The following is a 25,946-nucleotide window of genomic DNA, read 5'->3' as shown; positions in this document are numbered from 1 at the left end:
CTCAGCCACAAGCGAAGCGGCGTACTGCTTCGCAAACGGCGCGAAATCCGGCTAGCGCTCCGTCGCTCATGTGGCGCGCGCGCAGCCAGGCATGCACCATCTGTGGTTCTTCGCGGAACCAGACCTCGACGCCGGCTTCTGCCAGCCGTGCCGCATAGTTCCGCGCGTCATCGCGTACCGGATCGAAAGCAGCGGCAGTGATGAAAGCGGGCGGCAGGCCCTTTACCGAGGCGCTGTTCAGCGGCGCGGCAACGGGATCATCCTGCGGCGCCTGCAGAACCTCGCGGTAGTAGGCGACATCGGTGGTGGTCAGCCCCGGTGCCTCGGCCATCTCGATATACGATCCCTTGGAAAGATCGCCGCCGAGAGCCGGATAGATCAGCACCTGACCTGCAATGCTGGAGATGCCCGTCTGCGCTGCGCGAACGGCCAGACCCGCGGCCAGATTGCCGCCCGCACTATCGCCGATCAGCACGATCCGCTGTCCGCTTTCTGCAAGCGCCGAAAGCACCGTGAAACCATCGTCGGTCTGTGCCGGCCAAAGGTGCTCAGGCGCCAGCCGGTAATCGACAGCGACGAGTTCGGCGCCGGTAAACTCGATAATCTCGGCGCAAATGGCATGGTGGCTTTCCAGCGAGCCAACGACGAAGCCGCCGCCATGCAGATAAAGAAGCAGCGTCGGTGTCGTCACCTTCGCCGGCCGATAGCGCCGCGTCGGGACGCCCCGAATGATGCTGTCGGCAAATGTCAGTCCCTCTGGAATCGGCGGGCTGAAGCGGGCGCAAAGCGCATCATATTGCGCCCGTTGCGCCTCAATCGATTGCGATATCGCATCGTCCGAATAGACGCTGGCGCAGATCTCCAGGAACTCAAGAATACCCTTTTCTTCGGGCATCGGGCGCGTAGCGGTCATGGTACAATCCGTGCGGTTCGGCGATATCACACAGGATAGGATTTGCCGCAAATATTAGGCAAGCGCGTTGACGCCATCCCCGCGCCGGAACCCGCCAGAAGGGCGATTATCCACGCCGCGCCGAGCGCTCCAGTGCGTCGTTTTCGCGCGCCGGCCGCGGCTTGTCCGTCAGCCCCACCAATTGGCGCAACGGGCTCGGCAACTGATCGACGGCAAACGCAAAGGCAATCGAGATAACAGCCGTTGCCGCAGCGACAAGTGCAAAGCTCGGGATCGCCGGCAAATCGAGCGGCAGGATATAATAGAGCGCTCCGACCGTTACCGTCTGGTGGACGATATAGAGCGGGAAAACCAGCCGGTTCATCGTCACCAGACGTTCGCTCGGCTGATTGAGATAGCGCGCCGCAAATCCGATCAGGGTGAGGATCATGCTCCAGGCAAGCAGGAAGACGCTGGTCTTGAAGAGTAGCGTCTCGTTGATATCGTAGCTGCCGATCGCTTGTTCCGGCGCGACCGTCCAGGATGCCAGATAGAGCCAGATGGTGGTCGCCAGCGCGATCCCGCCGCTGACATAGCGGCGCGCAATCAGCGTACCGATCAGCGCCCGGTGATGGCGGGAAATCAGGAAGCCGAGGCCGAACCAGCTGGCCCAGACGGCAAACCAGGCGCCGTCATTATAGAGCGCGTTGGTCTCGCGCGGGTAGATCGGCGAAAGCGCCAGGTTGAGGCCAAGGGGCAGAAGGAAGAAAAGATAGATAGCGCCTGTCCTGGCCGTGCGCTCGAACCAGGCAAAGACCGGGTTTCCCGGCCGCAGCAGATACTGAAAGATCGGGTAGCAGATGACGGACATCACCAGCAGGTAGGCGACGAACCACATATGCGCCCAGGTGAAATTGCCGGTCGGATATTTTCCCTCGGTGAAATAGCGCGTCAGCCAGAATTCCAGGAACAAACCGGTATAGCCGTTCTCATACATCCGCTCGTACCAGACCTGCGGCACGACGATGACAGCCATGGCAAAGAGCAGCGGGATGAGCAGGCGCAGGGTGCGCCGGTAAATGAATGTCAGCCCGTGCTCTGGCTTGAAGGTAAAGGCGACGCCCATGCCGGATATGAAGAACAGCAGCGCAAGACGCCAGGCGCGCGGAAAATCCATGATGAGCGACAGGCCGCGACTGGTATTCTCGCTATGCAGCAGCCAGCCCATGTCAGGGAAGAATGCGGCCGCGGAATGATAGAGGATCAGCAGGCCAAAGGCGAAAACCCTCAGACGATCCACATAGTAAAGTCTCTCTCTCATCGCAGACGACGGATCCCCGCACAGCACCATCATCCGATATGCTGTACCCCTCAGATATTAAGGATCGCTGCCGAAACTTCGTAAACCGATGCTTTATTAGCCAAACAAGCGAGATGCCAAGCAGGTGCCGGCGAGCTAGTGTGATCTTGCCTGGGTCAAATCGGCAGATTTTCGAGATCGCGACGACCGTCTATGACACGGACGATCTGAACGGTTTCGATCGGTGCCTCATCATCGTCAGGAATGGTCTCGTAAAGAATTACAAATGGCGCTTCGACAAGCATTCGCGTGGTTGCGCTGATCTCAGGGCGGCGCACTCCCATGCGTGGCTGGCCTGCCAGTAACTGTGCCTTTTGCTCAAACCGATCGAAGAAGCGCTCGGCAGAGGCAGGATTGTCGAGGCCGATTTGCACGTAGATGTCGTGCACATCCGTCAGAGCCTTCGGTAGCCAGAGTAGCTTAGCGGCCATTGTTGCGCGCTGTGTCCAATGCTTTGCGCGCCTCCATTCGAATGCTCTCGAAATCAGCGGCAACCGGCTCTCCGCTCGCCTTGCCTTCTTCCCACGCGCGGCGTAGGCGCTCGATGTCGCCTTTGCGGTTCTCCCATTTGGCGGTCCAGTCCCGCAGAGCCTCGCGGATCACTTCGCTATTGCTCGCGTAGGCGCCGCTGCTTACTGCATCGCGAAGCAGATCGGCCTGCTGCGGCGTCATGGAAACACTGATCTTTTCAACATTGGCCATCGGCTGTTTCTCCAACATCGGTGGTAAATATTACTACCGCCCGAGCATTCTGCAAGTCTCACGTGAATGGAAGCGCTGCTTCCAATGACGTTTCAGTATTTCACCTCTCCCATCGAGGGCGCGATAGCCATCCTCGCTCACCGCTATTCACAACCGCGATCGAAGCAAGACAGCTATCAGCTGTGAGAAAACCTTTTCTCACTTGACAGCCGACTTGGTAAAAGGTTTTCTCACCGTCGAACTGCGGGAGGACGACACTGGATATCGCGGGAGGAAAGCGCGGGCGGATTACCATTCACGACGTGGCGGCGGCCGCCGGCGTCAGTATCTCGACGGCATCGAAGGCGCTGAACGACACGGGCCGCATGGGCATCGATACCCGAGAGCGGGTCAAGCGCATCGCAGCCGAGATCGGCTTCCGGCCGAATGCTCTGGCGCGCGGTCTGCTCAGCAAGCGCAGCTTCACGATCGGGCTTCTGACCAACGACACATACGGCCGTTTCACCCTGCCTGTCATGGCGGGGATTTCCGAGGCGCTGGTCGATCATGGCGTCTCGGTCTTCCTCTGCGCCATCGAGGATGATCCGGCCCTCGCGCAGATCCATGTCGATGCGATGCTCGACAAGCAGGTGGACGGCATCATCGCGACAGGAAAGCGTCTGGATAGACGGTTGCCGGTCGATCTGTCGAATTTGCATGTGCCTGTCGTCTACGCCTTCACCGAAGGGGCGCCTGACAGCGTCACTTTCCGTTCCGACGACGCACATGGCGCAAAGCTTGCCGCGGAATGGCTGGCGAAGCTTGGGCGGCGGCGGCTCGTGCATATCACCGGGCCGGAGGATTTCTTCTCGGTGCGCGAACGGGCCAACGCATTTCGCGAGGCTGCCGACAGCGAGCGGCCCGTGATGTTCGGCGTCTGGTCGGAAAGCTGGGGGCACGATGCGGTCGCAAGGCTCTGGAGTGCCGGGGGCGAAAGACCCGACGGCATCTTCTGCGGCAACGACCAGATTGCCCGCGGCGTCATCGACGCGTTGCGCGAGCGCGGCATCAAGGTGCCGCAGGATGTTTCGGTGGTCGGCTTCGACAATTGGGAGATTGTCGCCGCCCAGACCCGTCCGCCGCTGACAACGGTGGACATGGAGCTGCGGGAACTGGGGCGCCAGGCCGGATTGACGGTTCTGGCGCTTGCCGAAGGGCGGCCGGTGGAGCCCGGCATCCGGAAATTGCCGTGCCGCCTCGTGGTGCGGCAGACATGCGGGGGCGACGCCCTCGGGATTTAGAAACGGCGCGAAGGAGACGCGCCCTATTGGGAGGAGTGCCATGATGAAGCGTCTGTTGGTGGCAACGAGCCTTGCCACCCTTAGCCTCGTATCGACAGCCTCGGCTGCCGAAAAGATTGAAATGTGGGTTCGCTCAGGTATCGGCGACGCCTTCAAGAAGGTCGTCGAAGCCTATAATTCCAGCCACGAAAACCAGGTCGTCGCGACCGAAGTGCCGTTCAGCGAGTTGGTGCAGAAATATGCGACGGCAATCGCCGGCGGCCAGGCGCCCGATGCGCTGTCGATGGACCTGATCTACACGCCGGCCTTCGCCGCAGCAGGGCAGCTGGAGGACCTGACGGATTGGGCGAAGAAACTGCCCTATTTCAACTCGCTGTCGCCGTCGCATGTCCGGCTCGGCACCTATCAGGACAAGATCTACGGCCTGCCGCTTTCGGTCGAGACCTCGGTCTTCGCCTGGAACAAAGACCTCTACAAGAAGGCCGGGCTCGACCCTGAAAAGGCGCCCGCGACCTGGGAAGAAATCGAGGCAAATGCCGAGAAGATCCGCAAGCTCGGTGACGATACCTATGGCTTCTATTTCTCGGGCGGCGGTTGCGGCGGCTGCATGATCTTCACCTTCACGCCGCTCGTCTGGGGCGGTGGTGCGGATATCCTGTCGGCCGATGGCAAGACTGCGACGCTCGATACGCCGCAGATGCGCAAGGCTGTCGGCTTCTACCGTGACATGGTCAAGAAGGATCTAGTTCCGGCAGGCGCTGCCAGCGATAACGGCTCGAACTTCCTGAGCTTCACCAACGGCAAGATCGGCCAGCAGTCGCTGGGCGCCTTTGCCATCGGCACGCTGGTCACCAGCCATCCGGATATCAACTTCGGCGTGACGCTGATCCCCGGCGTCGATGGCAAGCCGTCATCCTTCGCCGGTGGCGACAACTTCGTCATCACCAAGGGCACGAAGAAGATCGACGCGGTGAAGGAGTTCATCGAATATATCTACTCGATGGACGGCCAGAAAGTGATGGCCAAGTATGGCAGCCTGCCGACCCGCGGCGATATCGCCAGTGAGGTCCTCGCCGGGCTCGACCCGCGCATGGAAGTCGGCCTGAAGGCGATCGCCGTCGCCAAGACGCCCTACACGCTGCAGTTCAACGACCTGATCAACAGCGCCAACGGCCCCTGGGCAACGTTCACCAACGCAGCGATCTTCGGCGACGATGTCGATGGTGCGTTCTCGAACGCCCAGTCCGAAATGCAGTCGATCATAGACAGCGGCCAATAAGTCTCTCCCGGCCGCGGCCGGGGAGCGGTGGCAGCTCTCCGGCCGATCCATCCCTTATGCAGCAATGAAAGATGCGGAGCGTTTCGATGACCGTTTCAGGTCCCCAGCGCCAGCTCGCCGGTCGCAAGCGGCGGCGCAGATCGCAATGGCGCGGACTTTTCTACATCGCGCCGGCCATGGCGCTGGTCATCGTCTTCTTCGTGATGCCGGTGCTGTTTACCGGCTGGATGAGCCTGCACAACTGGCCGCTGATGGGCGCGCAGCGCTGGATCGGCTTTGCCAATTATACCCGCATGTTCAATGACAGCCGCTTCATGGCGGCGCTGAATTTCACCGCCTATTACACCGTCATCGTCACCATCGCGATTTTCGCCGTTGCCTTTCCGCTGGCAATCTTTGTCGAGAAGGAGCGGCGCTTCGTCAGCACCTACAGAACGATCATCTTCCTGCCCGTGGTCGTCGGTCTCGCCACGGCCTCGCTGCTCTGGGTGTGGCTGGCCAATGTCGACAGCGGCTTCTTCGGCCCGGCGCTGGGCGCCCTCGGTCTCGTCGAGCGCAGCCCCAATATCATGGCGAGCTTCGACACCGCCTTTGCAACCATCGTCGTCATGGTCGTCTGGAAGATTGCCGGTTTCACGATGATTATCCTGCTGACCGGACTGCAGGCCATTCCCACGGAACTCACCGAAGCCGCCCGCATCGACGGCGCCGGGCGCTGGCAGCGCTTCCGCCATCTCACCCTGCCGCTGATGCGCAAGACCATTGCGCTGGCGCTGATCGTCTCGGTTACAGGCTCGATCCTCGCCTTCGACCAGTTCTACATCATGACCTCGGGCGGGCCTCAGAACAAAATGATCTCGGTGGTCTACTACATCTTCAACCAGTCCTTCGTGTCCTTCAATCTCGGCTATGGCGCCGCTTTGTCGATCGCGCTGCTGGCGATCCTGGTGGCGATCTCCATCGTCCAGCTCTGGCTGCTGCGTGTCGGGGAGGAACGCTGATGACTTCCTCCAGTCAGCGCCGCGCCCGCAAGCGCTTCCGCTCGCAATCGGCCTATCATGTCGCAGGCATCGCCATTTCGGTGTTCTTCCTGGCGCCCTTCGTCATCGCCCTGCTCTCGTCTTTCCGGCATGGCACGGAAGCCAGCCTACCGCCCTTGCCGCCATGGCCGACGACAGGCGTCAGCTTCGATGCGTATGCGCTGCTCGATACGTTCGGCGCCGGTATCTGGCAGCACATGATCAATTCGTTGTTCGTGTCGCTGGCAACGGTGGTGCTGACGGTCGCCGTCAGCCTGCTCGCCGGATATGGCTTCTCGCGCTACCGCTTTCCCTTGAAGAACGCGCTCTTCGTGTTGATCATCGCCACGCTGATGATCCCGTTCCAGTCGATCCTGACGCCGCTCTTCATCATCCTCGCAAAGCTCGGCCTCAACAACTCGCTGCTCGGGCTGACGCTCGTCTATGTGACGCTGCAGCTGCCCTTCTCGGTCTTCATGATGCGCAATGCCTTCGACGCCGTGCCGAAGGAGATCGAGGAAGCGGCGCAGATCGATGGTGCGCGCGATATGAAGCTGCTGATCCGCGTGCTCCTGCCTCTCGTCCTGCCGGGCGTCGCGACTGTCGCGATCTTTGCCTTCCTGAACGCCTGGAACGAGTTCCTTGCCGCTCTCGTGCTGCTCTCCAGCAACGAGAAATACACGCTGCCCGTCCTGATGACGGCGGTGCGCGCCGGGCGCCTTGGCGCCATCAACTGGGGTGCGGTCCAGGCCGGTGTCGTCGTCATGACGATCCCCTGTCTGATCGTCTTCCTGCTTCTGCAACGCTACTACATGCGCGGGCTGATGGCCGGCGCGGTGAAATGATGATCTTTCAACGAAATGGATGAAGCCATGAACAAGCTGAAGAGAGACCGCCAGTTCCGTCCCCTGCCCGTGCCGAGCGTCGAGCTCGCCGGCCTGTTCGGCGACCGCCAGGATGCGATCTGCGATTCGACGGCCGAAACGCTGCTCGACCGCTGCGTCGAGGCGGGGCTGATCCAGGCGATTGACGTCAACCAGCCAAGCCCCGGCGTCGTCATCCCGATCGGCCCATGGGGCGGCTCGACGCAGATGTTCTGGGACAGCGATCTCGGCAAGTCGATCGAAACAGTGGCCTATTCGCTCTACCGCCGCACCAATCCGAAGCTTGAGGCCCGCGTCGACGAGATCATCGACATGTACGAGAAGCTGCAGGACAAGGACGGCTACCTGAACGCCTGGTTCCAGCGCGTGCAGCCCGGCCGCCGCTGGACGAACCTGCGCGACCATCACGAACTCTATTGCGCCGGGCACCTGATCGAGGGTGCCGTCGCCTACTACCAGGCAACAGGCAAGCGCAAGCTGCTCGACATCATGTGCCGCTATGCCGATTACCTGATCACTGTCTTCGGCCATGGCCCCGGCAAACTTCCCGGCTATTGCGGCCATGAGGAAGTGGAGCTTGCGCTGGTGAAGCTCGCCCGCGTGACCGGCGAGAAGAAATATCTCGACCTCTCGAAGTTCTTCATCGACGAGCGCGGCACTGAACCGCATTTCTTCACCGAGGAAGCGACCCGCGATGGCCGCAGTGCTGCCGATTTCCATCAGAAGACCTATGAATATGGCCAGGCACATCTGCCGGTGCGCGAGCAGAAGAAGGTCGTCGGCCATGCCGTACGCGCCATGTATCTCTATGCGGGCATGGCCGATATCGCCACCGAGTATAACGACGATACGCTGACCGCGGCGCTCGAGACGCTCTGGGACGACCTGACGACCAAGCAGATGTATGTCACCGGCGGTATTGGCCCGGCGGCTTCCAACGAAGGCTTCACCGACTATTACGACCTGCCGAACGAGAGCGCCTATGCCGAGACCTGCGCCTCCGTCGGCCTCGTCTTCTGGGCCAACCGCATGCTCGGCCGCGGCCCCAACCGCCGCTATGCCGATATCATGGAGCAGGCGCTCTACAACGGCGCGATGGCGGGTCTGTCGCTCGACGGCAAGACCTTCTTCTACGAAAACCCGCTGGAAAGCTCCGGCAAGCATCATCGCTGGATCTGGCACCATTGCCCCTGCTGCCCGCCGAACATTGCCCGGCTTCTGGCATCCGTCGGCTCCTACATGTATGCGGTCGCCGAAGACGAGATTGCCGTCCATCTCTATGGGGAAAGCAAGGCTCGCTTCGAGGTCTCAGGTGCCAAGGTCGAGTTGGCGCAGACGACGCGTTACCCATGGGACGGCGCGATCCATTTCGACCTCGATCTCGACCGCCCTGCCCGCTTTGCCATCTCGTTGCGTATCCCGGAATGGGCTGATGGCTCGACGCTTTCCGTCAATGGAGAAAGCATCGCCCTCGAATCCGTCGTCGTGGACGGTTATGCTCGCATCGAGCGGGAATGGAAGAGCGGCGACAAGGTGGATCTCGTCATTCCGCTTGCAGCCCGAAAGCTCTTCGCCAATCCGCGCGTGCGCCAGGATGCCGGACGCACCGCGCTGATGCGTGGGCCGCTGGTCTATTGCGTCGAGGAGACGGATAACGGCGCAGGACTGAACGGCATTTCGCTTTCCGCCGATCCGTCGAAGGCGAAGGTCTCGGAAGTCGCCGGATTGCGCGGCGCCGTCGCGCTCGATCTGCCGGTGAGCCGCGACACGTCGGACTGGGGTGCAGATCTCTACCGGACATCACCGCCTTCAGCGAAGCCCGCAACGGCGCGCTTCGTTCCTTATCCTCTGTGGGATAACCGCGAACCGGGTGAGATGCTGGTCTGGGTTCGCGCTGGCGAGGCCCGTGGTGAATAAGATGCCTGATACAGGAGTGGTGCTCTCAGGCATTCGCAAGAGCTTCGGCAGTCTCGACGTCATCCATGGCGTCGACCTGACGATCGCGGAGGGATCCTTCGTGGTCTTCGTCGGCCCGTCCGGCTGTGGCAAGTCCACGCTACTACGGATGATTGCCGGGTTTGAAGATGTCACCGATGGCGAGATCGAAATCAAGGGACGCAATGTCACCGATCTCGATCCCTCCGACCGCGGCATCGCCATGGTCTTTCAGTCCTATGCGCTCTATCCGCATATGAGCGTGCGCGATAACCTCGCTTTCGGGCTGAAGATGGCGCGGACACAAACTCCGGAGATAGATGCCCGCGTCAAGGCGGCGTCGGCGATCCTGAAGATCGACCATCTTCTCGACCGCCGCCCCGGCCAGCTTTCCGGCGGCCAGCGGCAGCGCGTCGCGATCGGGCGGGCCATCGTCCGCAAGCCCGACGTCTTCCTGTTTGACGAGCCCTTGTCGAACCTGGATGCAGAGCTGCGTGTCTCCATGCGCATCGAGATCGCCAGGCTGCACCGCGAGCTCGGCAACACGATGATCTATGTGACGCATGATCAGACCGAGGCGATGACGCTGGCCGACAAGATCGTCGTGCTGCGCGATGGCCGCGTCGAGCAGACCGGCACGCCGCGCGAAGTCTACGAAAGGCCGGCAAATGTCTTCGTCGCTGGTTTCATCGGCTCGCCGCGCATGAACCTGCTGAACGCCGAATGGCGCGGCGTTGGCCTTATCGCGGCCGGTGGACAGACGATACAGTCGCCGATCTCCGGCGACGGTCTTTCGACAGGTACCAAGGTGACGCTCGGCATTCGCCCAGAGCATCTGACCCTTGCAACCGGCGAAACCGCGGGCACCTTGCGAGCCACCGTCGATTTCTCCGAATATCTCGGCGGGACGCAATATCTCTACTGCCAGCTGCCGGATGGCCAGCCGCTGACGGTGGAATACCGTTCGGCCGTGCCGATCGACGTCGGCGCCGAGGTCGCCTTGCGGGCTTCGCCGGAGGATATCAGACTGTTCGATGATAAAGGATTGAGGCGGGACTAACTCGACAGCGGTCGCCTATTTTTTATCCACAGATTCGCTTTGCTCAAATTTATAGCCATTCTCTTGCGAGTCTTGCTGCACTGCGTCATAACTGACGCATGAACCACCTCGACCTGACGATCCTTGTCATCGACGAAACCGCGATCCGTGCCTCGATCATCGAAGAGGGATTGCGCGAAGCCGGGCATCTGCGCGTCACCGTCATTCACGAGGTCCAGGGCGTGGCGCGCATTATCGAAACGCTAAAGCCTGATGTCATCATCATCGATATCGAAAATCCGAACCGCGACATGATGGAACATCTGTTTCAGCTGACGCGCTCGGTCAGCCGCCCGATCGCCATGTTCGTCGATCGCTCCGATAGCGCCTCGATCGAGGCTGCCGTCGATGCCGGCGTCTCGGCCTATGTGGTCGACGGACTGAAGAAGGAGCGCGTCAAGCCGATCCTCGATATGGCCGTCAGTCGCTTCAATGCCTTCAGCCGCTTGCAACGCGAGCTTGCCGATGCCAAATCAGCCCTTGAGGAGCGCAAGGTCGTCGAGCGGGCCAAGGGCATCATGATGCGGATGCGTGGCCTGTCGGAAGAGGAAGCCTTCGCGTTGCTGCGCCAAACGGCGATGAACGAAAAGAAGAAAATGTCTGAAATCGCGCAGAGCGTCGTGACTGCGGCCGGGCTTTTGATGTGAGCCCTCTCTTCGACGCGATGGGTGCCCGGAGGACGCTGGAGTGAATGTCTTGACCAAAATCAGCAGCGGCGATGGCCGCGCCGCATCTCCCGCACTCTTGACCGGTGAAGGACCAAAAGTCCTGCGCGCCGGATTCATTCCGTTGGTCGACGCTTCGGTCTTGATCGCTGCTGCGGAATTCGGCTTTGCCAAGAAGGAAGGGCTGACGCTCGACCTGGTCAAGGATGTCTCCTGGGCCAATGTGCGCGACCGGCTAGCGTTCCGCCAATTCGACATCGCCCATATGCTGTCGCCGATGCCGGTCGCAGCCATGCTCGGCCTCGGCTCCAATCCGTCCCCCGCAATCACGCCCTTTTCGCTCGGCCGCGGCGGCAATGCGATCACACTCTCCACTCGCCTGTTCGAGCGCATGCAGCAGACGGCAGGCATTTCCGAGACCGCCGGCGCGCTCGACAATGCCAAGGCGCTTGCGGCCGTTCTCGCCGATATGCGCGCGCGCGGCGAAGCCATGCCGACTCTTGGGATGACCTATCCCTTCTCGTCGCACAATTACGAATTCCGCTACTGGCTCGCAGCTGGCGGCATCGATCCGGACAGGGACGTGAAGCTGGTAGTCGTTCCGCCGCCGCTGACCTCAGACGCGCTGGCGGCCGGCGGCATCGACGGTTTCTGCGTTGGCGCACCGTGGAACATGGTGGCCTCCGAACGCGGCGTCGGCCGCATCGTCGCCGCCAAGCAGGATATCTGGCCTTCGGCGCCGGAAAAGGTGATCGGCATGCGGCCTGATTGGGCCGAGAGCCACCCGGAAACCGTGTCACGGCTGATCGTGGCGCTGGATGGCGCGGCCCGCTGGTGCGACGACCCCGCCAATCACGATGCGCTGGCGGAAGCGCTGGCCGACGCTCGCTATATCGCTGCCCCGGTCGAGATCATCCGTCACGTTCTCGCCGGCGAATTCAGCCTCGACGCCAAGGGCAACCGCCGGATCATCGAAAACTACTTCCAATTCCACGCCGGTCACGCCAATTATCCGCGGCCCAGCCAGGCGCTCTGGATCTATAGCCAGATGGTGCGCTGGGGCCAGGCGGAACCAAGCCTGACGCTGGCACGCGCCGCCGCTTCCGCCTACCGGCCCGACCTCTACCGTGCTGCACTCGGTGATGACTGCACACCTGAAGACGCCGATGTCCGAATCGAGGGTGAGCGCGATGGCGACCGCTTCATGGACGGCCGGATCTTCGATCCGGGCGACTTCGCGGGCTACATCAACGGCTTTCCGGTCAAGAGCGCATCCATCTTTATCCGCGAGCCCACAGAGGCGTAAGCTCTACTGCGCTGCACAAATCGATGGCAGCCGGGCGCGCCTTGTTGAGAGCATTCGCATAAAAGATACGCAGTTCTCAGCGCTGCTCTATTTGAGGCAGATCGCCCTTTTTGGCTAAAAGGCGCAACCTTTCCAGATGCTTGAATAGCCTCTTCTGAAACTGGCACGCCCTTTGCAAGGCTAATAGCGCCCGGATCAACGGCGATCCAGGCAGACGAGCGCGCGATAGGCGTTCGCAACAGACATCGACGTCGCAAGGTTTTTGCAGTCCGGGACCCTTCCTTCCCGCAGACGCAATCTCCGAGCGGCGTTTTTTTATGCCCAAAATCCGGCAACCACTCGACAGCAAGGGGACTGCGCATGACCAAGATCTTCTCCGGCAGCATCGGCCGCCGCAACGTCCTGAAGATAACCGCCACCGCTGCCCTCATCGGCGCAGTCCGTTCCGCCTTCCCATCGGGCGCTTTCGCTGCATCGGCAGGACCGGAAGCATCCGGCGCTAAGCTCGGCTTCATCGCGCTGACGGATGCAGCTCCCTTGATCGTGGCCAAGGAAAAGGGTCTCTTCGAAAAGCACGGAATGCCCGATGTTGATGTCGCCAAGCAGGCGTCATGGGGTGCCACGCGCGACAATCTCGTCCTTGGCGGTGCTGCGAACGGCATCGATGGCGCGCATATCCTCTCGCCGCTGCCTTATCTCATGCACACCGGCAAGGTGACCCAGAACAATCAGCCGGTGCGGATGGCTCTACTCGCGCGCCTCAACTACGACAGCCAGGGCATCTCCGTCGCCAAGGAATATGCCGGTACCGGCGTCGGGCTTGACGCCTCGAAGCTCAAGGCGGCCTTCGAGAAGAAGAAAGCCGGTGGCGGTGAGGTCAAGGTTGCGATGACCTTCCCGGGCGGCACGCATGATCTCTGGGTCCGCTATTGGCTGGCCGCCGGCGGGATCGATCCCGACAAGGATGTCTCGACCATCGTCGTTCCGCCACCGCAGATGGTGGCCAACATGAAGGTCGGCAACATGGACGTCTTCTGTGTCGGCGAGCCCTGGAACGAGCAGCTCGTCAACCAGGGCATCGGCTTCACCGCGGCAACCACCGGCGAACTCTGGAAGCACCACCCTGAAAAGGCGCTCGGCATGCGCGCCGACTGGATCGAGAAAAACCCGAACGCCGCCAAGGCATTGCTGATGGCGGTGATGGAAGCCCAGCAATGGTGCGACAGCATGGACAACAAGGAGGAGATGTCGGCGATCCTTGGAAAGCGGCAATGGTTCAACGTGCCGCCGAAGGATGTGCTCGGGCGCCTCAAGGGCGATATCAACTACGGCAATGGCCGCGTCGAGCATGGCACGGATCTCTATATGAAGTTCTGGGCCGGCGGCGTTTCCTACCCCTTCAAGAGCCATGACAGCTGGTTCATTTCCGAAAACATCCGCTGGGGTAAGTTCGCGCCGGATACGGATATCAAGACACTGGTCGATCAGGTGAACCGCGAGGACATCTGGCGTGAGGCTGCCAAGGATCTCGGCGTTGCCGCCGCGGATATTCCGGCCTCGGCATCGCGCGGCAAGGAGACCTTCTTCGACGGCAAGGTCTTCGATCCCGAAAACCCATCCGCCTACCTCCATAGCCTCGCCATCAAGGCCGCGTCCTAGTTCCCGCCTCCGGCGCGTGACGGGCGCGCCGGCCTTTTCATTCTCAAGGAGCGATCGCATGTCAGCCCTCGCAAAGAACGAACCGCTCACGCCGGTCCCGGCCTCATCGAAAGCCGCGAAAGTGGTGCATCTGACCAAGCCGCCGGTGCGGCGTTTCAACCTCGGCAATCTCGGCGCGGCCATCGTACGCAATGTCGTCCCGCCGATGATCGTGCTCTTCATCATCCTCGGCGTCTGGCAGGTTCTCTGTTCGTCGCCGACCGCCTCGCTCCCCTCGCCGCATCAGGTCTGGCAGGAAAGCTATGATCTGATCGCCTATCCGTTCTTCAACTATGGTTCGCAGGATATCGGCCTCGGCTGGCGCGTGCTGATTTCGCTGCAACGCGTTGCCTATGGCTTCGGCCTGGCGGCCGTGGGCGGCATCGTCATCGGCGCCATCATCGGCCAGTCGGTCTGGGCGATGCGCGGGCTCGACCCGATCTTCCAAGTGCTGCGCACCGTTCCGCCACTCGCCTGGCTGCCGCTGTCGCTGGCTGCCTTCCAGGACAGCAATCCATCGGCAATCTTCGTGATCTTCATCACCTCGGTCTGGCCCGTGATCATCAATACTGCCGTTGGCGTGCGCAACATTCCGCAGGACTACCGCAACGTTGCCGAGGTGCTGCGGCTCAACCAGGTCGAATTCTTCTTCAAGATCATGCTGCCATCTGCCGCCCCCTACATCTTCACCGGCCTTAGGATCGGCGTCGGCCTGTCCTGGCTCGCCATCGTCGCGGCCGAAATGCTGACTGGCGGCGTCGGCATCGGCTTCTTCATCTGGGATGCGTGGAACTCGTCGCGCCTGCCCGACATCATCGTCGCGCTCGCCTATATCGGCGTCGTCGGCTTCGCCCTCGACAAGCTCGTTGCGGCAGCCGGACGGCTGATTACCCGCGGCGCAAACTGAGGAGCAGCAATTCCAGGAAAAATGGGAACCGGTTTTCGGTCCGGAATTGCGTCCACAACAAGGGATACTCAGATGACTGCCTATTTGAAGCTCGACCATATCGACAAGCATTTCGACCGCGGCGGCACGCGCGCCGAAGTCCTGAAGGGGATCAACCTGACGATCGCCAAAGGCGAGTTCGTCTCGATCATCGGCCATTCCGGCTGCGGCAAGTCCACGCTGCTCAACCTGATCGCCGGCCTGACGCCGGTATCTTCAGGCGCCGTTTTGCTTGAAAACCGGGAGGTGAATGCACCGGGGCCGGAACGCGCCGTGGTGTTCCAGAACCACTCGCTGCTACCCTGGCTGTCGGTCTATGACAACGTCAATCTGGCCGTCTCCAAAGTCTTCGGCGGCACCAAGACGAAGGCGGAACGCCATGACTGGGTGATGGCCAATCTCGATCTCGTGCAGATGGCGCATGCCAGGGACAAGCGCCCCGCCGAAATCTCGGGCGGCATGAAGCAGCGTGTCGGCATAGCACGCGCACTAGCGATGGAACCGAAGATCCTGTTGCTCGACGAGCCCTTTGGCGCGCTCGATGCCCTGACCCGCGCCCATCTGCAGGATGCGGTGATGGAAATTCATCAGCGGCTCGGCAACACCATGGTGATGATCACCCACGACGTCGATGAAGCGGTACTGCTGTCCGACCGGATCGTGATGATGACCAATGGCCCGGCTGCCCGGATTGGCGAAGTCCTAGACGTTCCGATCCCGCGGCCGCGGGGCCGAATCGAGCTTGCTTCCGACCGAACCTATCTCAAATGCCGCGAGGCCGTGCTGAAGTTCCTTTACGAACGTCACCGCTTCGTCGAAGCTGCGGAGTGACCCCATGACCGAGAAACTCGTCATCATCGGCAATGGCATGGCGCCCGGGCGCATGCTGGAGCATCTCTTCGAACAGGCACCCGGCCGCTATCAGGTCACGATCTTCAACGCGGAACCGCGCGTCAACTACGACCGCATCATGCTGTCGCCGGTTCTCTCCGGTGAGAAGACCTATGACCAGATCGTCATCCATGGCGACGGCTGGTACATCGATCACGGCATCACGCTCTACAAGGGCCACAAGATCGTCGCGATCGACCGGACAGCGAAGACCGTCACGTCAGATCACGGCGTCACCGAGAGCTACGACAAACTCGTCATCGCCACAGGCTCCGTTCCCTTCATCATCCCGGTTCCCGGCAAGGATCTGCCGGGGGTCATCACCTATCGCGATCTGGACGATGTGCAGGCCATGCTGCTTGCCGCACAGTCGCGCGCCAAGGCCGTCGTCATCGGCGGCGGCCTGCTGGGGCTTGAAGCGGCCGCGGGTCTCAGCTTGCGCGGCATGGATGTGACCGTGCTGCACGTCAACCCGACCCTGATGGAGCGCCAGCTCGATCCCGCCGCCGGTTATCTCCTGCAGAAGGCGATCGAGGAACGCGGCATCAAGGTGATCTGCAAGGCCAATACCAAGGCGATTATCGGCAATGGCAAGGTCGAAGGCATCGAGCTCGATGATGGCAGGATCATTCCCGCCACCCTCGTCGTCATGGCTGTCGGCATCCGACCCAATGCCGGTCTTGCAAAGGACGCCGGGCTGACCGTCAATCGCGGTATCGTCGTCGATGACGGCATGCAGACGTCCGACGGCAGCATTTTCTCGCTTGGCGAATGCGCCGAGGTCGGTGGCATGGTCTATGGACTTGTCGCGCCGCTCTACGAGATGGCGCGCATTGCCGCCGCGCATCTGGCCGGTGATACCAAACCCGCCTTCGTCCACTCCGATACGCCGACCAAGCTTAAGGTCACCGGCATCGAGCTCTTCTCGCTTGGCGATTTTGCCGATGGCGACGATCGCGAAGAGATCGTGCTCCGCGATGCGACAGCCGGCATCTACAAGCGGCTCGTCATCAAGGAAAACCGCATCATCGGCACGGTGCTCTACGGCGAAACCGCCGACGGCGCCTGGTTCAACGACCTGAAGAAGAAGGCGACCGATATTTCGCAGATGCGCGATACGCTGATCTTCGGCCAGGCCTACCAGGGAGGGTCGCCGCTGGACCCTATGGCGGCCGTTGCAGCCTTGCCGGATGATGCGGAAATCTGTGGCTGCAACGGCGTTTGCAAGGGAAAGATCACGTCTGCCATCACCTCCAAGGGTCTGACATCGCTCGATGATGTCCGCGCTCATACGAAGGCGTCAGCCTCCTGTGGCTCCTGCACCGGGCTTGTCGAACAGCTGATGTCGCTGACGCTCGGCGACGCCTACAGTGCCAAGGCGGTTCAGCCGATGTGCACCTGCACCGAGCTCGGCCACGACGACGTCAGGCGCCTGATCAAGGCGAAAAAGCTGAAGACGATCCCCGCGGTCATGCAGGAACTGGAATGGAAGACCTCCTGCGGCTGCGCCAAATGCCGCCCGGCGCTCAACTATTATCTCGTCGCCGACTGGCCGGATGAATATGCCGACGACTACCAGTCACGTTTCATCAACGAGCGCGTCCATGCCAACATCCAGAAGGATGGCACCTATTCCGTCGTGCCGCGCATGTGGGGTGGGGTGACGAACGCCAGCGAATTGCGCGCCATCGCCGATGTCGTCGACAAGTTCGAGATCCCGATGGTGAAAGTCACCGGCGGCCAGCGGATCGACCTTCTGGGGATCGAGAAGGAAGACCTGCCGGCGGTATGGGCCGATCTCGGCAAGGCGGGCTTCATCTCCGGTCAGGCCTATGCCAAGGGACTTCGGACCGTGAAGACCTGCGTCGGCTCCGACTGGTGCCGCTTCGGCACGCAGGATTCCACCGGCCTCGGCATCCGCATCGAAAAGTTCATGTGGGGTTCCTGGACACCGGCAAAATTGAAGCTCGCGGTCTCCGGGTGTCCGCGCAACTGCGCCGAGGCGACCTGCAAGGATATCGGCGTCATCTGCGTCGATTCCGGTTTCGAGATCCACTTTGCCGGCGCCGCGGGTCTCGACATCAAGGGCACGGAGGTGCTCGGCCTGGTGAAAACCGAGGATGAGGCGCTGGAGCATATCGTGGCGCTGACGCAGATGTACCGCGAGCAGGGCCGCTATCTCGAGCGCATCTATAAATGGGCAAAGCGCATCGGTCTCGACGAGATCCGCCGCCAGATCATGACCGATCACGACAAGCGCCGCGGATATTACGAGCGCTTCGTCTTCTCGCAGACATTCGCCCAGGTCGACCCCTGGTCGGAGCGGGTCTCCGGCAAGGACAAGCACGAGTTCAAGCCGATGGCGACCGTCGGCTTCAGCGAAGCGGCAGAGTGAGGAGATGGATATGAACTGGATTTCGATCGGCAGCATATCCGACATCCCGCTGCGCGGCGCGCGCTGCGTAAAGACGCCTCAAGGCAAGATAGCCGTTTTCAGGACGGCGGAGAACGAGGTCTTCGCGATCGAGGATCACTGCCCGCACAAGGGCGGGCCGCTCTCGCAGGGTATCGTCCACGGCAAAGCCGTCACCTGCCCGCTGCACAACTGGGTGATCTCGCTGGAAACGGGCAAGGCGCTCGGGGCGGATGATGGAGCGGTGCGGACGATCCCTGTCAGAAACGAGGATGGGGCGCTGTTTGTCGCGTTCGAGAGCTTGATGATGGCGGCGGAGTGATCAGACGGATGCGTTCGGAGCTACCCCCCTCAGCCTTGCCAGGCATCTCCCCCACAAGGGGGGAGATTGGCTGGGCTCGCCCGCTCGCTCCAACCTCGGTTGTTTGGGGAGATGCGTTCCACATGTCGATCTCCCCCCTTGTGGGGGAGATGTCCGGTAGGACAGAGGGGGGTAGCCCCACGCACCAGGGCATGAGGGCCAACCCCCATGCCCACTGAAACCAAAACGACCTGCCCCTATTGCGGCGTCGGCTGCGGCGTCATCGCGAAACTCGATGACAGCGGCACCGTCTCCGTCCGAGGCGACCCCGACCATCCCGCCAATTTCGGCCGCCTCTGCTCCAAAGGCTCGGCCCTCGCCGAAACCATCGATCTCGACGGCCGCCTGCTTTATCCTGAGATCGGTGGAGAACGGTCAAACTGGAATGCCGCCCTCGACCTCGTAGCCTCCAAATTCTCCGAAGCTATCGCCGAACACGGTCCCAATGCCGTCGCCTTCTATGTCTCCGGCCAGCTGCTGACCGAGGACTACTACGTCGCCAACAAGTTGATGAAAGGCTTCATCGGTTCGGGCAATATCGACACCAATTCCCGCCTCTGCATGTCGTCGTCCGTCGCCGGTCACCGCCGCGCCTTCGGATCGGACACCGTGCCCGGCGCCTACGAGGATCTGGAGCTTGCCGATCTCGTCATCCTGACGGGTTCGAATCTTGCCTGGTGCCACCCGGTTCTTTATCAGCGGCTTTCCGCCGCCAAGGCCGCCCGCCCGGGCATGAAGATCGTCGTCATCGATCCGCGCCGAACGATGACCTCCGATATCGCCGACCTGCACCTTGCGATCCGCCCCGATGGCGACGTCGCGCTTTTTACCGGATTGCTGGCGCATATCGCCACCAGTCCAGCGATCGACCAGAACTATATCGGCGCTCACACGGCGGGATTTGGCGAGGCCTTCGCGGCCGCATCATCGGTAAGCTGGGACACGCTGCTTGAACGGACCGGGCTGCCCGCCATGCAGCTCCGCGAATTCTTCCGGCTGTTTGAGACCACCGAGCGGGCCGTCACCTGCTACAGCCAGGGCGTCAACCAGTCGTCATCGGGCACGGACAAGGTCAACGCCATCATCAACTGTCACCTGGCGACCGGCCGAATCGGCCGGGCGGGCATGGGGCCGTTTTCGCTGACCGGCCAGCCGAATGCCATGGGCGGACGCGAGGTCGGCGGTCTCGCCAATATGCTGGCTGCGCATATGGCAATCGAAAACGCCGCCGACAGGGATCGTGTCCAGCGCTTCTGGTCGTCGCCCGTCATTGCGCAGAAGCCCGGTCTCAAGGCCGTCGACATGTTCCGCGCCGTCGCCGATGGGCGCATCAAGGCGCTCTGGATCATGGCCACCAATCCCGTCGTCTCGATGCCGGATGCCGATGCTGTCGAGGCAGCGATTGCCGCCTGCCCCTTCGTCGTCGTTTCCGATGTTCTGCAAGAGACTGATACGACCCGCCATGCCGATGTGCTGCTGCCATCGCTTGGATGGGGAGAAAAGGATGGCACCGTCACCAACTCCGAGCGCCGCATTTCCCGCCAGCGTCCGTTCCTGACCGTTCCCGGCGAGGCAAAGCCGGACTGGTGGCAGCTTGCGCAAGTCGCGCGCCGCATGGGACACACGAGCGCTTTCGGCTTCGAAAACCCTGCGACGATATTCGCCGAGCATGCCGCATTGTCCGCTTTCGAGAATGCCGGCACCCGCGATTTCGATATCGGCGCGCATGCCGATCTGGATCCTGATGCTTACGACAGTCAGCCGCCCTTCCAATGGCCGGCGCCGTCAGGCGGTGGCAACACGCCCCGGTTCTTCAGCCAGGGCGGCTTCTTTCACGGCGATCGCCGTGCCCGTTTCATCGCCATCGAGTTGCCTGAGACGGATCGCACCAGCAGCGACTACCCGCTGACACTCAACACCGGGCGTATCCGCGACCAGTGGCACACCATGACCCGCACGGGAAAAAGCGCGCGCCTGTCTGCCCATATCGCCGAACCCTTCGCGGAAATCCATCCCCGCGACGCGATCGAACTTGGTGTGCGCAGTGCCGGTCTGGTGCAGCTCGAAAGTCCGCATGGCACGGCGGTTGTCCGCGCGCTGGTGACCGGCCGGCAGGCCCGCGGCAGCGTGTTCGTCCCGATGCATTGGAACGACCAGTTCGCCGCCCGGTCCCGCATCGATGCCGTTGTCGCCCCTGTCGTTGATCCGCTTTCCGGCCAGCCGGCCTCGAAGAACGTCGCGGTCAAGCTGCAGCCGGTGAAGGTACAGCACTATGGCTTCGCGGTATCGGTCGAAAAACCGCATGGTCTCGACTGCGATTACTGGGCACTCGCCAAGGCCGACGGTGGCTGGCGGCTGGAATTTGCCGCATGCGACAGCATGCAGGATTGGACAGGGTGGTGCAGAGCGCATCTCGGAATTCCGATAGAGGCCGAGCCGATCGGCTACACCGACGGCGCGACTGGTGAGACCCGCCTCGCCTTTTTCGACGGCAGCCGCCTGCTTGCCGCCCTCTTTATCGCCGCCGAGCCGGTCGCCGTCGCCCGCGCCTGGGCGATCCAGCAACTGGTTGCCTCGCATGACGACTTGCGCAAACGCTTCGCGATCGCCGCCGGCCGGCCGGGCGCCGGAAAGCCGGATCCGGGCGCCACCGTCTGCTCCTGCTTCGGCGTCGGGGTCAACCAGATCATCGGCGCGATCCGCGGCGGCTGTCACAGCGTCGAAGCGGTCGGCAAGGAGCTGAATGCTGGAACCAATTGCGGCTCCTGCCGCGCCGAAATCCGCACGATCATCGACGGATGTCTTGCGGCTGCAGCGGAGTGATCGGCTCGGCCGAACAGGCCGTAAAGCATGCGATCATTGATCAGAAACTGTAGTTCCGCCGCCCTTCGCGAAGTGCTAAACCATGCCGAAATAGCCGCATGATTTCGCTTTCTTTTTTGCACTTTCGACGGGAGGATGGGCACGGATGGAGGTCGCAGGCCAGAAGATCCAGCTAAGCTATGGCGTGGAACCCGGCATACGTTTTGCCGTCATTCTCGATGGCAAGGGCGGCTGCCGCGAAATCGGCGCGGCCGGTCTTCGTGACTGGAAGCCTGCTGATGGCATTCTCTGGGTCCACCTGGAACGCGATCACGACGCCGCAGCCGCCTGGGTCGCCAGCAACGGTGGCTTCGATCCGCTCGTTGCCGATGCCTTGCTGGAGGACGAATCCCGTCCACGCGTCGAGCCCGTCGACGACGGTCTGCTGATCATCCTGCGCGGCGTCTGCGCGGCGCCACCCGAGGAAGCCGGGGACGCCACCATCGAGATCGATCTCGTTCCCCTCCATGCCTGGGTGGATGAAAATCGCGTCGTGACGCTACGCGACAGCGGCCACTACATCACAGCGCTGCGCGATATCCGGCAGGCGCTCGAAAAGGGCAAAGGGCCGAAGCGGACAGGCGAGTTGCTCGCCCTCGTCAGCGACAAGCTTGTCAGGGACCTGGAGCCGGTTCTTGACCAGATGGACGAGGAAGTCGACGAACTCGACGAATTGATCTTTCATGGTGAGGCCGCCGAGGTCCGGGAGCGTCTGAAGCTGTTGCGCCGGCGGTCCGTACAGTTGCGCCGCTACCTCGCACCACAGCGCGACGCGCTGAACCGCATCGAGCATGACGACGCGCCCTGGCTTGCCGAGCGCGACAAGCTCCGGATGCGCGAGGTCATCGACAAGCTGATGCGCTTCATCGAATATCTGGATGCGATCCGCGACCGCACCGGCATCCTGCATGACGACTTGTCGACCGTGATCAGTGAGCGCATCGCCCGCAATTCCAACCGGCTTGCCGCCCTTGCGGCGCTACTGCTGCCGCCGAGCGTCGTCGCCGGCCTGTTCGGCATGAATGTCGGCGGCATTCCTGGCGTCAACGACACCTGGGCCTTCATCATCATCGTCGCCTTCGTGGCGGCAACCTCGATCGCGACCCTCTATATCCTCAAACGCATCAACTGGCTCTGATGCCATTGGGCGGAACCGTCGCCGCTTTCACTGCGTTCTGTGTCAATTCCGCTCATGGGGATTGAGATCATGCGTATTCAGGCACGCCTCTTTGCAATTCTTGCCGGACTTTGCGTTGCGGCACCGGCCGCCGCTGACGAAGCGGGCTTCCTGCAGCCGCTCAGCGGCAACTGGACCGGGACCGGCAAGGTCACCCGCAAGATCGGCAGCTCGCCGATCAATGTCTCTTGCAAGTTCAATATCAACGCGCCGGGCGCTTCGATCTCTATGCGCGGAAATTGTCGCGGGCTTCTGGTGATCAACCGCGCCATATCAGCCGACCTGACGGCACGGGGCACGCGCTATTCCGGAACCTATGTCGGCCCGTCAGGGGCGCCCTCGCAGCTTTCGGGAAGTCGTCAGGGCGATGTGATCAATCTCGCGGTCCGCTGGGCGCGTCTGATCAATGGCGACCGCAATGCCAACATGACGATCAGCAAGCGCGGTAATAGCCAGTTGTCGATCCAGACGGTCGACAGGGATCCGGCATCCGGCAAGACCGTGGTCACCAGCGAGATCAGCCTGCGCCGGCTCTGACAATCAGGCGATACGGCGCTTCTTCTGCTGTTCGGCGCGCGTTGCGGCCAAGGCCCGGGCCTGGTGGCGCTGGACGAGTACCGTCTGGACGGTTGCCTGAAAATCGAGAACGCGCTCGCTGATCGCTTCGCTTGCCAGTCCGCACTGTGCCAATTCATCCGCCAGCCGGCGGCACTCAGCCTTCCAGAATGTCACGGCTGCCTCGCCATGCAGGTTGTCGAGCGTTTCGGCGCAACGATCGACATCGCCTGCCTTGCTCACATCGCGCACGATCAAAAGTTCACTGTTCTTAAGAGCGGCAAGAAGCGCCGCAGGAGAGGCATCCATCGAATCATCCCGGTTCACGAACTCAATCGTTAGACCGGCGATGGTTAACGACTGCTTGCGCATCGAAGAGATCGCGTCCCGATCTGCCTTGCGGCGTTATTCAGGTATCCTGGAGGTCACCTCGATTGACGCCAGCCAAATGCGCTTCCATTGTCGCGCTCGCTTTTGAAATGATTTGGACGGCCGGAACGATCATGAAACTTGATGCCATCGACCTCAGAATTCTCGATGCGATTCAGCGGGATGGCCGCATTACCAAACTTGCTTTGGCAGAAAAGGCCGGGCTTTCGCCGACGCCCTGCTGGATGCGGCTGCGCAAGCTGGAAAAGGCAGGCATCGTCACCGGTTATCATGCGCGCATCGCCCTGCGCAAAATCGCCCCGGTCGCCAGCGTGATGGTAGAAGTGACGCTCGCCAATCACCGGCAGAGCGATTTCGAACGCTTCGAGCGGGCGGTCACCGGCGTCCCGGAAATCGTCGGCTGCTGGTCGGTTGGTGGTGGCGTCGATTACTTCCTCAAGGTCGCAGCTCCTGACATCGATGCCTACCAGCGGCTGATCGATGGTCTGCTCGATCGCGAGCTCGGGATCGAGCGCTATTTCACCTATATCGTCACCAAGACCGTCAAGGATGAGACGGTCTTGCCGGTCGCAGCCCTGGTGCAGACAGAGACCCCATCCGCGCCATAGACAGATCGTGTGGCCTGCCGCGAAGCCTTAGACAATCTCTCTCTTTAAAGCGCCCTCAAAGGACAAAATCTCGCCTCCTCCCGTGAAAGACTTCGCCGTCGGTAACGAGGAGACAGACATGACTGCGGTTTTTGCCCGCCCCGATTTTCATCAGGCGCTGTCGCGCCTCAAGGACAGGCATCTGCTGCGCGACCTCGCCTATTGCGATGGCCGCTGGTCTGCAGGCACCGACGGCAAAAGCTTCGAGGTTGCCGATCCCGCAAGCGGCGCGACCATCGCCTGGGTGGCGAGCCTTGGCGCTGAAGAGACCACGGCGACCATCGATTCCGCTGCCCGCGCCATGCCCGCCTGGCGGGCGATGCTGCCGCAGGAGCGGGCCCGGATTCTTCGCAAATGGCACGACCTGATGCTGGAAGCCAAGGACGATCTGGCTCTGATCATGACGCTGGAGCAAGGCAAGCCGCTGTCGGAATCGCTCGGCGAAATCGACTATGCCGCCTCCTTCGTCGAATGGTATGCCGAAGAGGGCAAGCGGCTGAATGCCGAAAACGTCACCAGCCATCTGCCGGGCGCCGAGATGATCGTTCGCCGCGAAGCGCTTGGTGTCGTCGGCATCGTCACGCCTTGGAATTTTCCGTCCGCGATGATCACCCGCAAGGCGGCCGCCGCCCTTGCCGCCGGCTGCAGCGTCGTTGCCCACCCCTCTTCCGAAACGCCGCTCTCTGCGCTGGCTCTTGCCGAACTCGGCGAGCGTGCCGGGCTTCCCGCCGGGGTCTTCAACGTCGTGACCGGCGATGCTGCGACCATCGTCGGCCGCCTTTGCGAAGACGAGCGCATCCGGGCAATCAGCTTTACCGGCTCGACCGGTATCGGTAGGCTGATCGCGGGCCAATGCGCGCCAACCATGAAGCGGCTCGTCATGGAGCTCGGCGGCCACGCCCCTCTGATCATCTTCGATGATGCCGATGTCGCGCAGGCGGTGAAGATCGCCATCGATGCGAAGTTTGCGACCTCCGGCCAGGACTGCCTCGCCGCCAACCGCATCTTCGTGCATCGCTCGATCGCCGCCCGGTTTGAAGCGTCATTTGCCGAGCGTATCCGCGAACTGAAGGTCGGCGACGGCCTGTCCACCGGTGCCGAAATCGGCCCGCTGATGCATGAGCGGGCTATCGCCAAGGTCGAGGAGCAGGTCGAGGATGCGCTGAAGCGCGGCGCCAGGCTCGTCACCGGCGGCAAGCGGCACAAGGCGGGCAAACTGTTTTTCGAGCCGACGCTGCTCTCCAATGTTCCCGCCGATGCGCTGATCATGCGCGAGGAAACCTTCGGCCCGGTCGCGGGCATCACCGTCTTCGATACCGAAGAGGAAGTCGTCGCCAAGGCGAACGACACCGAATACGGGCTCGTCGCCTATGTCGTGACCGCCAATGGTGCGCGGCAGATGCGGCTCGGACGGGCGCTCGAATACGGCATGGTGGCGATCAACCGCGTCAAGATCACGGGCGGTCCGATCCCCTTCGGCGGCTGGAAGCAATCCGGCCTCGGCCGCGAAGGTTCGCGCCACGGCATCGAGGCCTTCACCGAGCTCAAATATCTCTGCATCGACACCGCCGCCTGACGCGGCACT

23 protein-coding genes are annotated in these 25,946 nt (G+C 62.0%); 18 read left to right on the top strand and 5 right to left on the bottom strand.

Features of this window, described 5'->3' with window-relative positions; translation table 11 throughout:
- Position 1: 1 nt before the first annotated feature.
- The 4 genes from AC1DJO_RS07260 to AC1DJO_RS07245 form a co-directional block, all read right to left on the bottom strand.
- Positions 2-913, bottom strand: a complete 912-nt coding sequence (locus tag AC1DJO_RS07260) for an alpha/beta hydrolase (RefSeq protein WP_112388206.1) — start codon at positions 911-913, stop codon at positions 2-4.
- Between the two features lie 106 nt (positions 914-1,019).
- On the bottom strand, positions 1,020-2,213 hold the full coding sequence (locus AC1DJO_RS07255; RefSeq protein WP_112388985.1) for an acyltransferase family protein: 1,194 nt from the start codon (positions 2,211-2,213) through the stop codon (positions 1,020-1,022).
- Positions 2,214-2,368: 155 nt separating this feature from the next.
- The gene (locus tag AC1DJO_RS07250) at positions 2,369-2,683 is read right to left on the bottom strand and encodes a type II toxin-antitoxin system RelE/ParE family toxin (RefSeq protein ID WP_112388207.1); all 315 of its coding nucleotides are present in this window, start codon (positions 2,681-2,683) and stop codon (positions 2,369-2,371) included.
- The gene (locus AC1DJO_RS07245; protein ID WP_112388208.1) at positions 2,673-2,954 is read right to left on the bottom strand and encodes a type II toxin-antitoxin system ParD family antitoxin; all 282 of its coding nucleotides are present in this window, start codon (positions 2,952-2,954) and stop codon (positions 2,673-2,675) included. The genes AC1DJO_RS07250 and AC1DJO_RS07245 overlap by 11 nt, the downstream gene beginning before the upstream one ends.
- Before the next feature lie 302 nt (positions 2,955-3,256).
- Here AC1DJO_RS07245 and AC1DJO_RS07240 point away from each other — a divergent pair, with 302 nt between their 5' ends.
- The 16 genes from AC1DJO_RS07240 to AC1DJO_RS07165 all read left to right on the top strand — a co-directional run bounded on the left by AC1DJO_RS07240 (position 3,257) and on the right by AC1DJO_RS07165 (position 23,306).
- Positions 3,257-4,234: a LacI family DNA-binding transcriptional regulator gene (locus AC1DJO_RS07240; RefSeq protein WP_310291197.1), complete on the top strand. Its 978-nt coding sequence runs from the start codon at positions 3,257-3,259 to the stop codon at positions 4,232-4,234.
- A 40-nt stretch (positions 4,235-4,274) separates the two neighbouring features.
- On the top strand, positions 4,275-5,513 hold the full coding sequence (locus AC1DJO_RS07235) for an ABC transporter substrate-binding protein (protein ID WP_112388210.1): 1,239 nt from the start codon (positions 4,275-4,277) through the stop codon (positions 5,511-5,513).
- 86 nt (positions 5,514-5,599) lie between these two features.
- Positions 5,600-6,514 (top strand): carbohydrate ABC transporter permease, encoded by a 915-nt coding sequence (locus AC1DJO_RS07230; RefSeq protein ID WP_112388211.1) that lies wholly within the window; start codon positions 5,600-5,602, stop codon positions 6,512-6,514.
- Positions 6,514-7,377, top strand: coding sequence for a carbohydrate ABC transporter permease (locus tag AC1DJO_RS07225; protein ID WP_112388212.1), 864 nt, complete (start codon positions 6,514-6,516; stop codon positions 7,375-7,377). The genes AC1DJO_RS07230 and AC1DJO_RS07225 overlap by 1 nt, the downstream gene beginning before the upstream one ends.
- Positions 7,378-7,404: 27 nt before the next feature.
- Entirely contained in the window at positions 7,405-9,333 is a 1,929-nt protein-coding gene (locus tag AC1DJO_RS07220; protein ID WP_112388986.1) for a glycoside hydrolase family 127 protein, read from the top strand.
- A gap of 1 nt (position 9,334) precedes the next feature.
- Positions 9,335-10,411, top strand: a complete 1,077-nt coding sequence (locus AC1DJO_RS07215) for an ABC transporter ATP-binding protein (protein WP_477969548.1) — start codon at positions 9,335-9,337, stop codon at positions 10,409-10,411.
- A gap of 98 nt (positions 10,412-10,509) precedes the next feature.
- Complete coding sequence (locus tag AC1DJO_RS07210) at positions 10,510-11,097, top strand: ANTAR domain-containing response regulator (RefSeq protein WP_112388214.1); 588 nt, start codon at positions 10,510-10,512, stop codon at positions 11,095-11,097.
- A 49-nt stretch (positions 11,098-11,146) separates the two neighbouring features.
- Positions 11,147-12,421: a CmpA/NrtA family ABC transporter substrate-binding protein gene (locus tag AC1DJO_RS07205; protein ID WP_477969546.1), complete on the top strand. Its 1,275-nt coding sequence runs from the start codon at positions 11,147-11,149 to the stop codon at positions 12,419-12,421.
- A gap of 360 nt (positions 12,422-12,781) precedes the next feature.
- Positions 12,782-14,080 carry a CmpA/NrtA family ABC transporter substrate-binding protein gene (locus tag AC1DJO_RS07200; protein WP_477969544.1) on the top strand — a complete coding sequence of 433 codons (1,299 nt, stop codon included), beginning with the start codon at positions 12,782-12,784 and terminating at the stop codon, positions 14,078-14,080.
- A 58-nt stretch (positions 14,081-14,138) separates the two neighbouring features.
- The gene (gene ntrB, locus AC1DJO_RS07195; protein WP_112388217.1) at positions 14,139-15,026 is read left to right on the top strand and encodes a nitrate ABC transporter permease; all 888 of its coding nucleotides are present in this window, start codon (positions 14,139-14,141) and stop codon (positions 15,024-15,026) included.
- A 72-nt stretch (positions 15,027-15,098) separates the two neighbouring features.
- On the top strand, positions 15,099-15,896 hold the full coding sequence (locus AC1DJO_RS07190; RefSeq protein WP_112388218.1) for an ABC transporter ATP-binding protein: 798 nt from the start codon (positions 15,099-15,101) through the stop codon (positions 15,894-15,896).
- 4 nt (positions 15,897-15,900) lie between these two features.
- Positions 15,901-18,351 carry a nitrite reductase large subunit NirB gene (nirB, locus tag AC1DJO_RS07185; protein ID WP_112388219.1) on the top strand — a complete coding sequence of 817 codons (2,451 nt, stop codon included), beginning with the start codon at positions 15,901-15,903 and terminating at the stop codon, positions 18,349-18,351.
- A 4-nt stretch (positions 18,352-18,355) separates the two neighbouring features.
- Positions 18,356-18,691 carry a nitrite reductase small subunit NirD gene (nirD, locus tag AC1DJO_RS07180; protein WP_112388220.1) on the top strand — a complete coding sequence of 112 codons (336 nt, stop codon included), beginning with the start codon at positions 18,356-18,358 and terminating at the stop codon, positions 18,689-18,691.
- A 207-nt stretch (positions 18,692-18,898) separates the two neighbouring features.
- Positions 18,899-21,553 (top strand): nitrate reductase, encoded by a 2,655-nt coding sequence (locus tag AC1DJO_RS07175; RefSeq protein ID WP_112388221.1) that lies wholly within the window; start codon positions 18,899-18,901, stop codon positions 21,551-21,553.
- A 145-nt stretch (positions 21,554-21,698) separates the two neighbouring features.
- Positions 21,699-22,730 carry a CorA family divalent cation transporter gene (locus tag AC1DJO_RS07170; RefSeq protein ID WP_112388222.1) on the top strand — a complete coding sequence of 344 codons (1,032 nt, stop codon included), beginning with the start codon at positions 21,699-21,701 and terminating at the stop codon, positions 22,728-22,730.
- A 69-nt stretch (positions 22,731-22,799) separates the two neighbouring features.
- Positions 22,800-23,306: a hypothetical protein gene (locus AC1DJO_RS07165; RefSeq protein ID WP_112388987.1), complete on the top strand. Its 507-nt coding sequence runs from the start codon at positions 22,800-22,802 to the stop codon at positions 23,304-23,306.
- Positions 23,307-23,309: 3 nt separating this feature from the next.
- On the opposite strand, the gene AC1DJO_RS07160 is transcribed toward AC1DJO_RS07165, so the two are convergent.
- Positions 23,310-23,633: a DUF6074 family protein gene (locus AC1DJO_RS07160; RefSeq protein ID WP_112388988.1), complete on the bottom strand. Its 324-nt coding sequence runs from the start codon at positions 23,631-23,633 to the stop codon at positions 23,310-23,312.
- Between the two features lie 194 nt (positions 23,634-23,827).
- Between AC1DJO_RS07160 and AC1DJO_RS07155 the strand changes: the two genes are divergently transcribed.
- Together AC1DJO_RS07155 and AC1DJO_RS07150 are read left to right on the top strand one after the other, a co-directional pair.
- On the top strand, positions 23,828-24,322 hold the full coding sequence (locus AC1DJO_RS07155; protein WP_112388989.1) for an Lrp/AsnC family transcriptional regulator: 495 nt from the start codon (positions 23,828-23,830) through the stop codon (positions 24,320-24,322).
- Between the two features lie 118 nt (positions 24,323-24,440).
- A complete protein-coding gene (locus tag AC1DJO_RS07150) occupies positions 24,441-25,937 on the top strand; it encodes an NAD-dependent succinate-semialdehyde dehydrogenase (protein WP_112388223.1) in 1,497 nt (498 codons plus the stop codon).
- Positions 25,938-25,946 lie beyond the last annotated feature (9 nt).

This window comes from Rhizobium sp. 05N430 (assembly GCF_056396985.1).
Note: the sequence above shows the minus strand (reverse complement) of the source record. Positions and strands in the feature narration are given on the sequence as shown.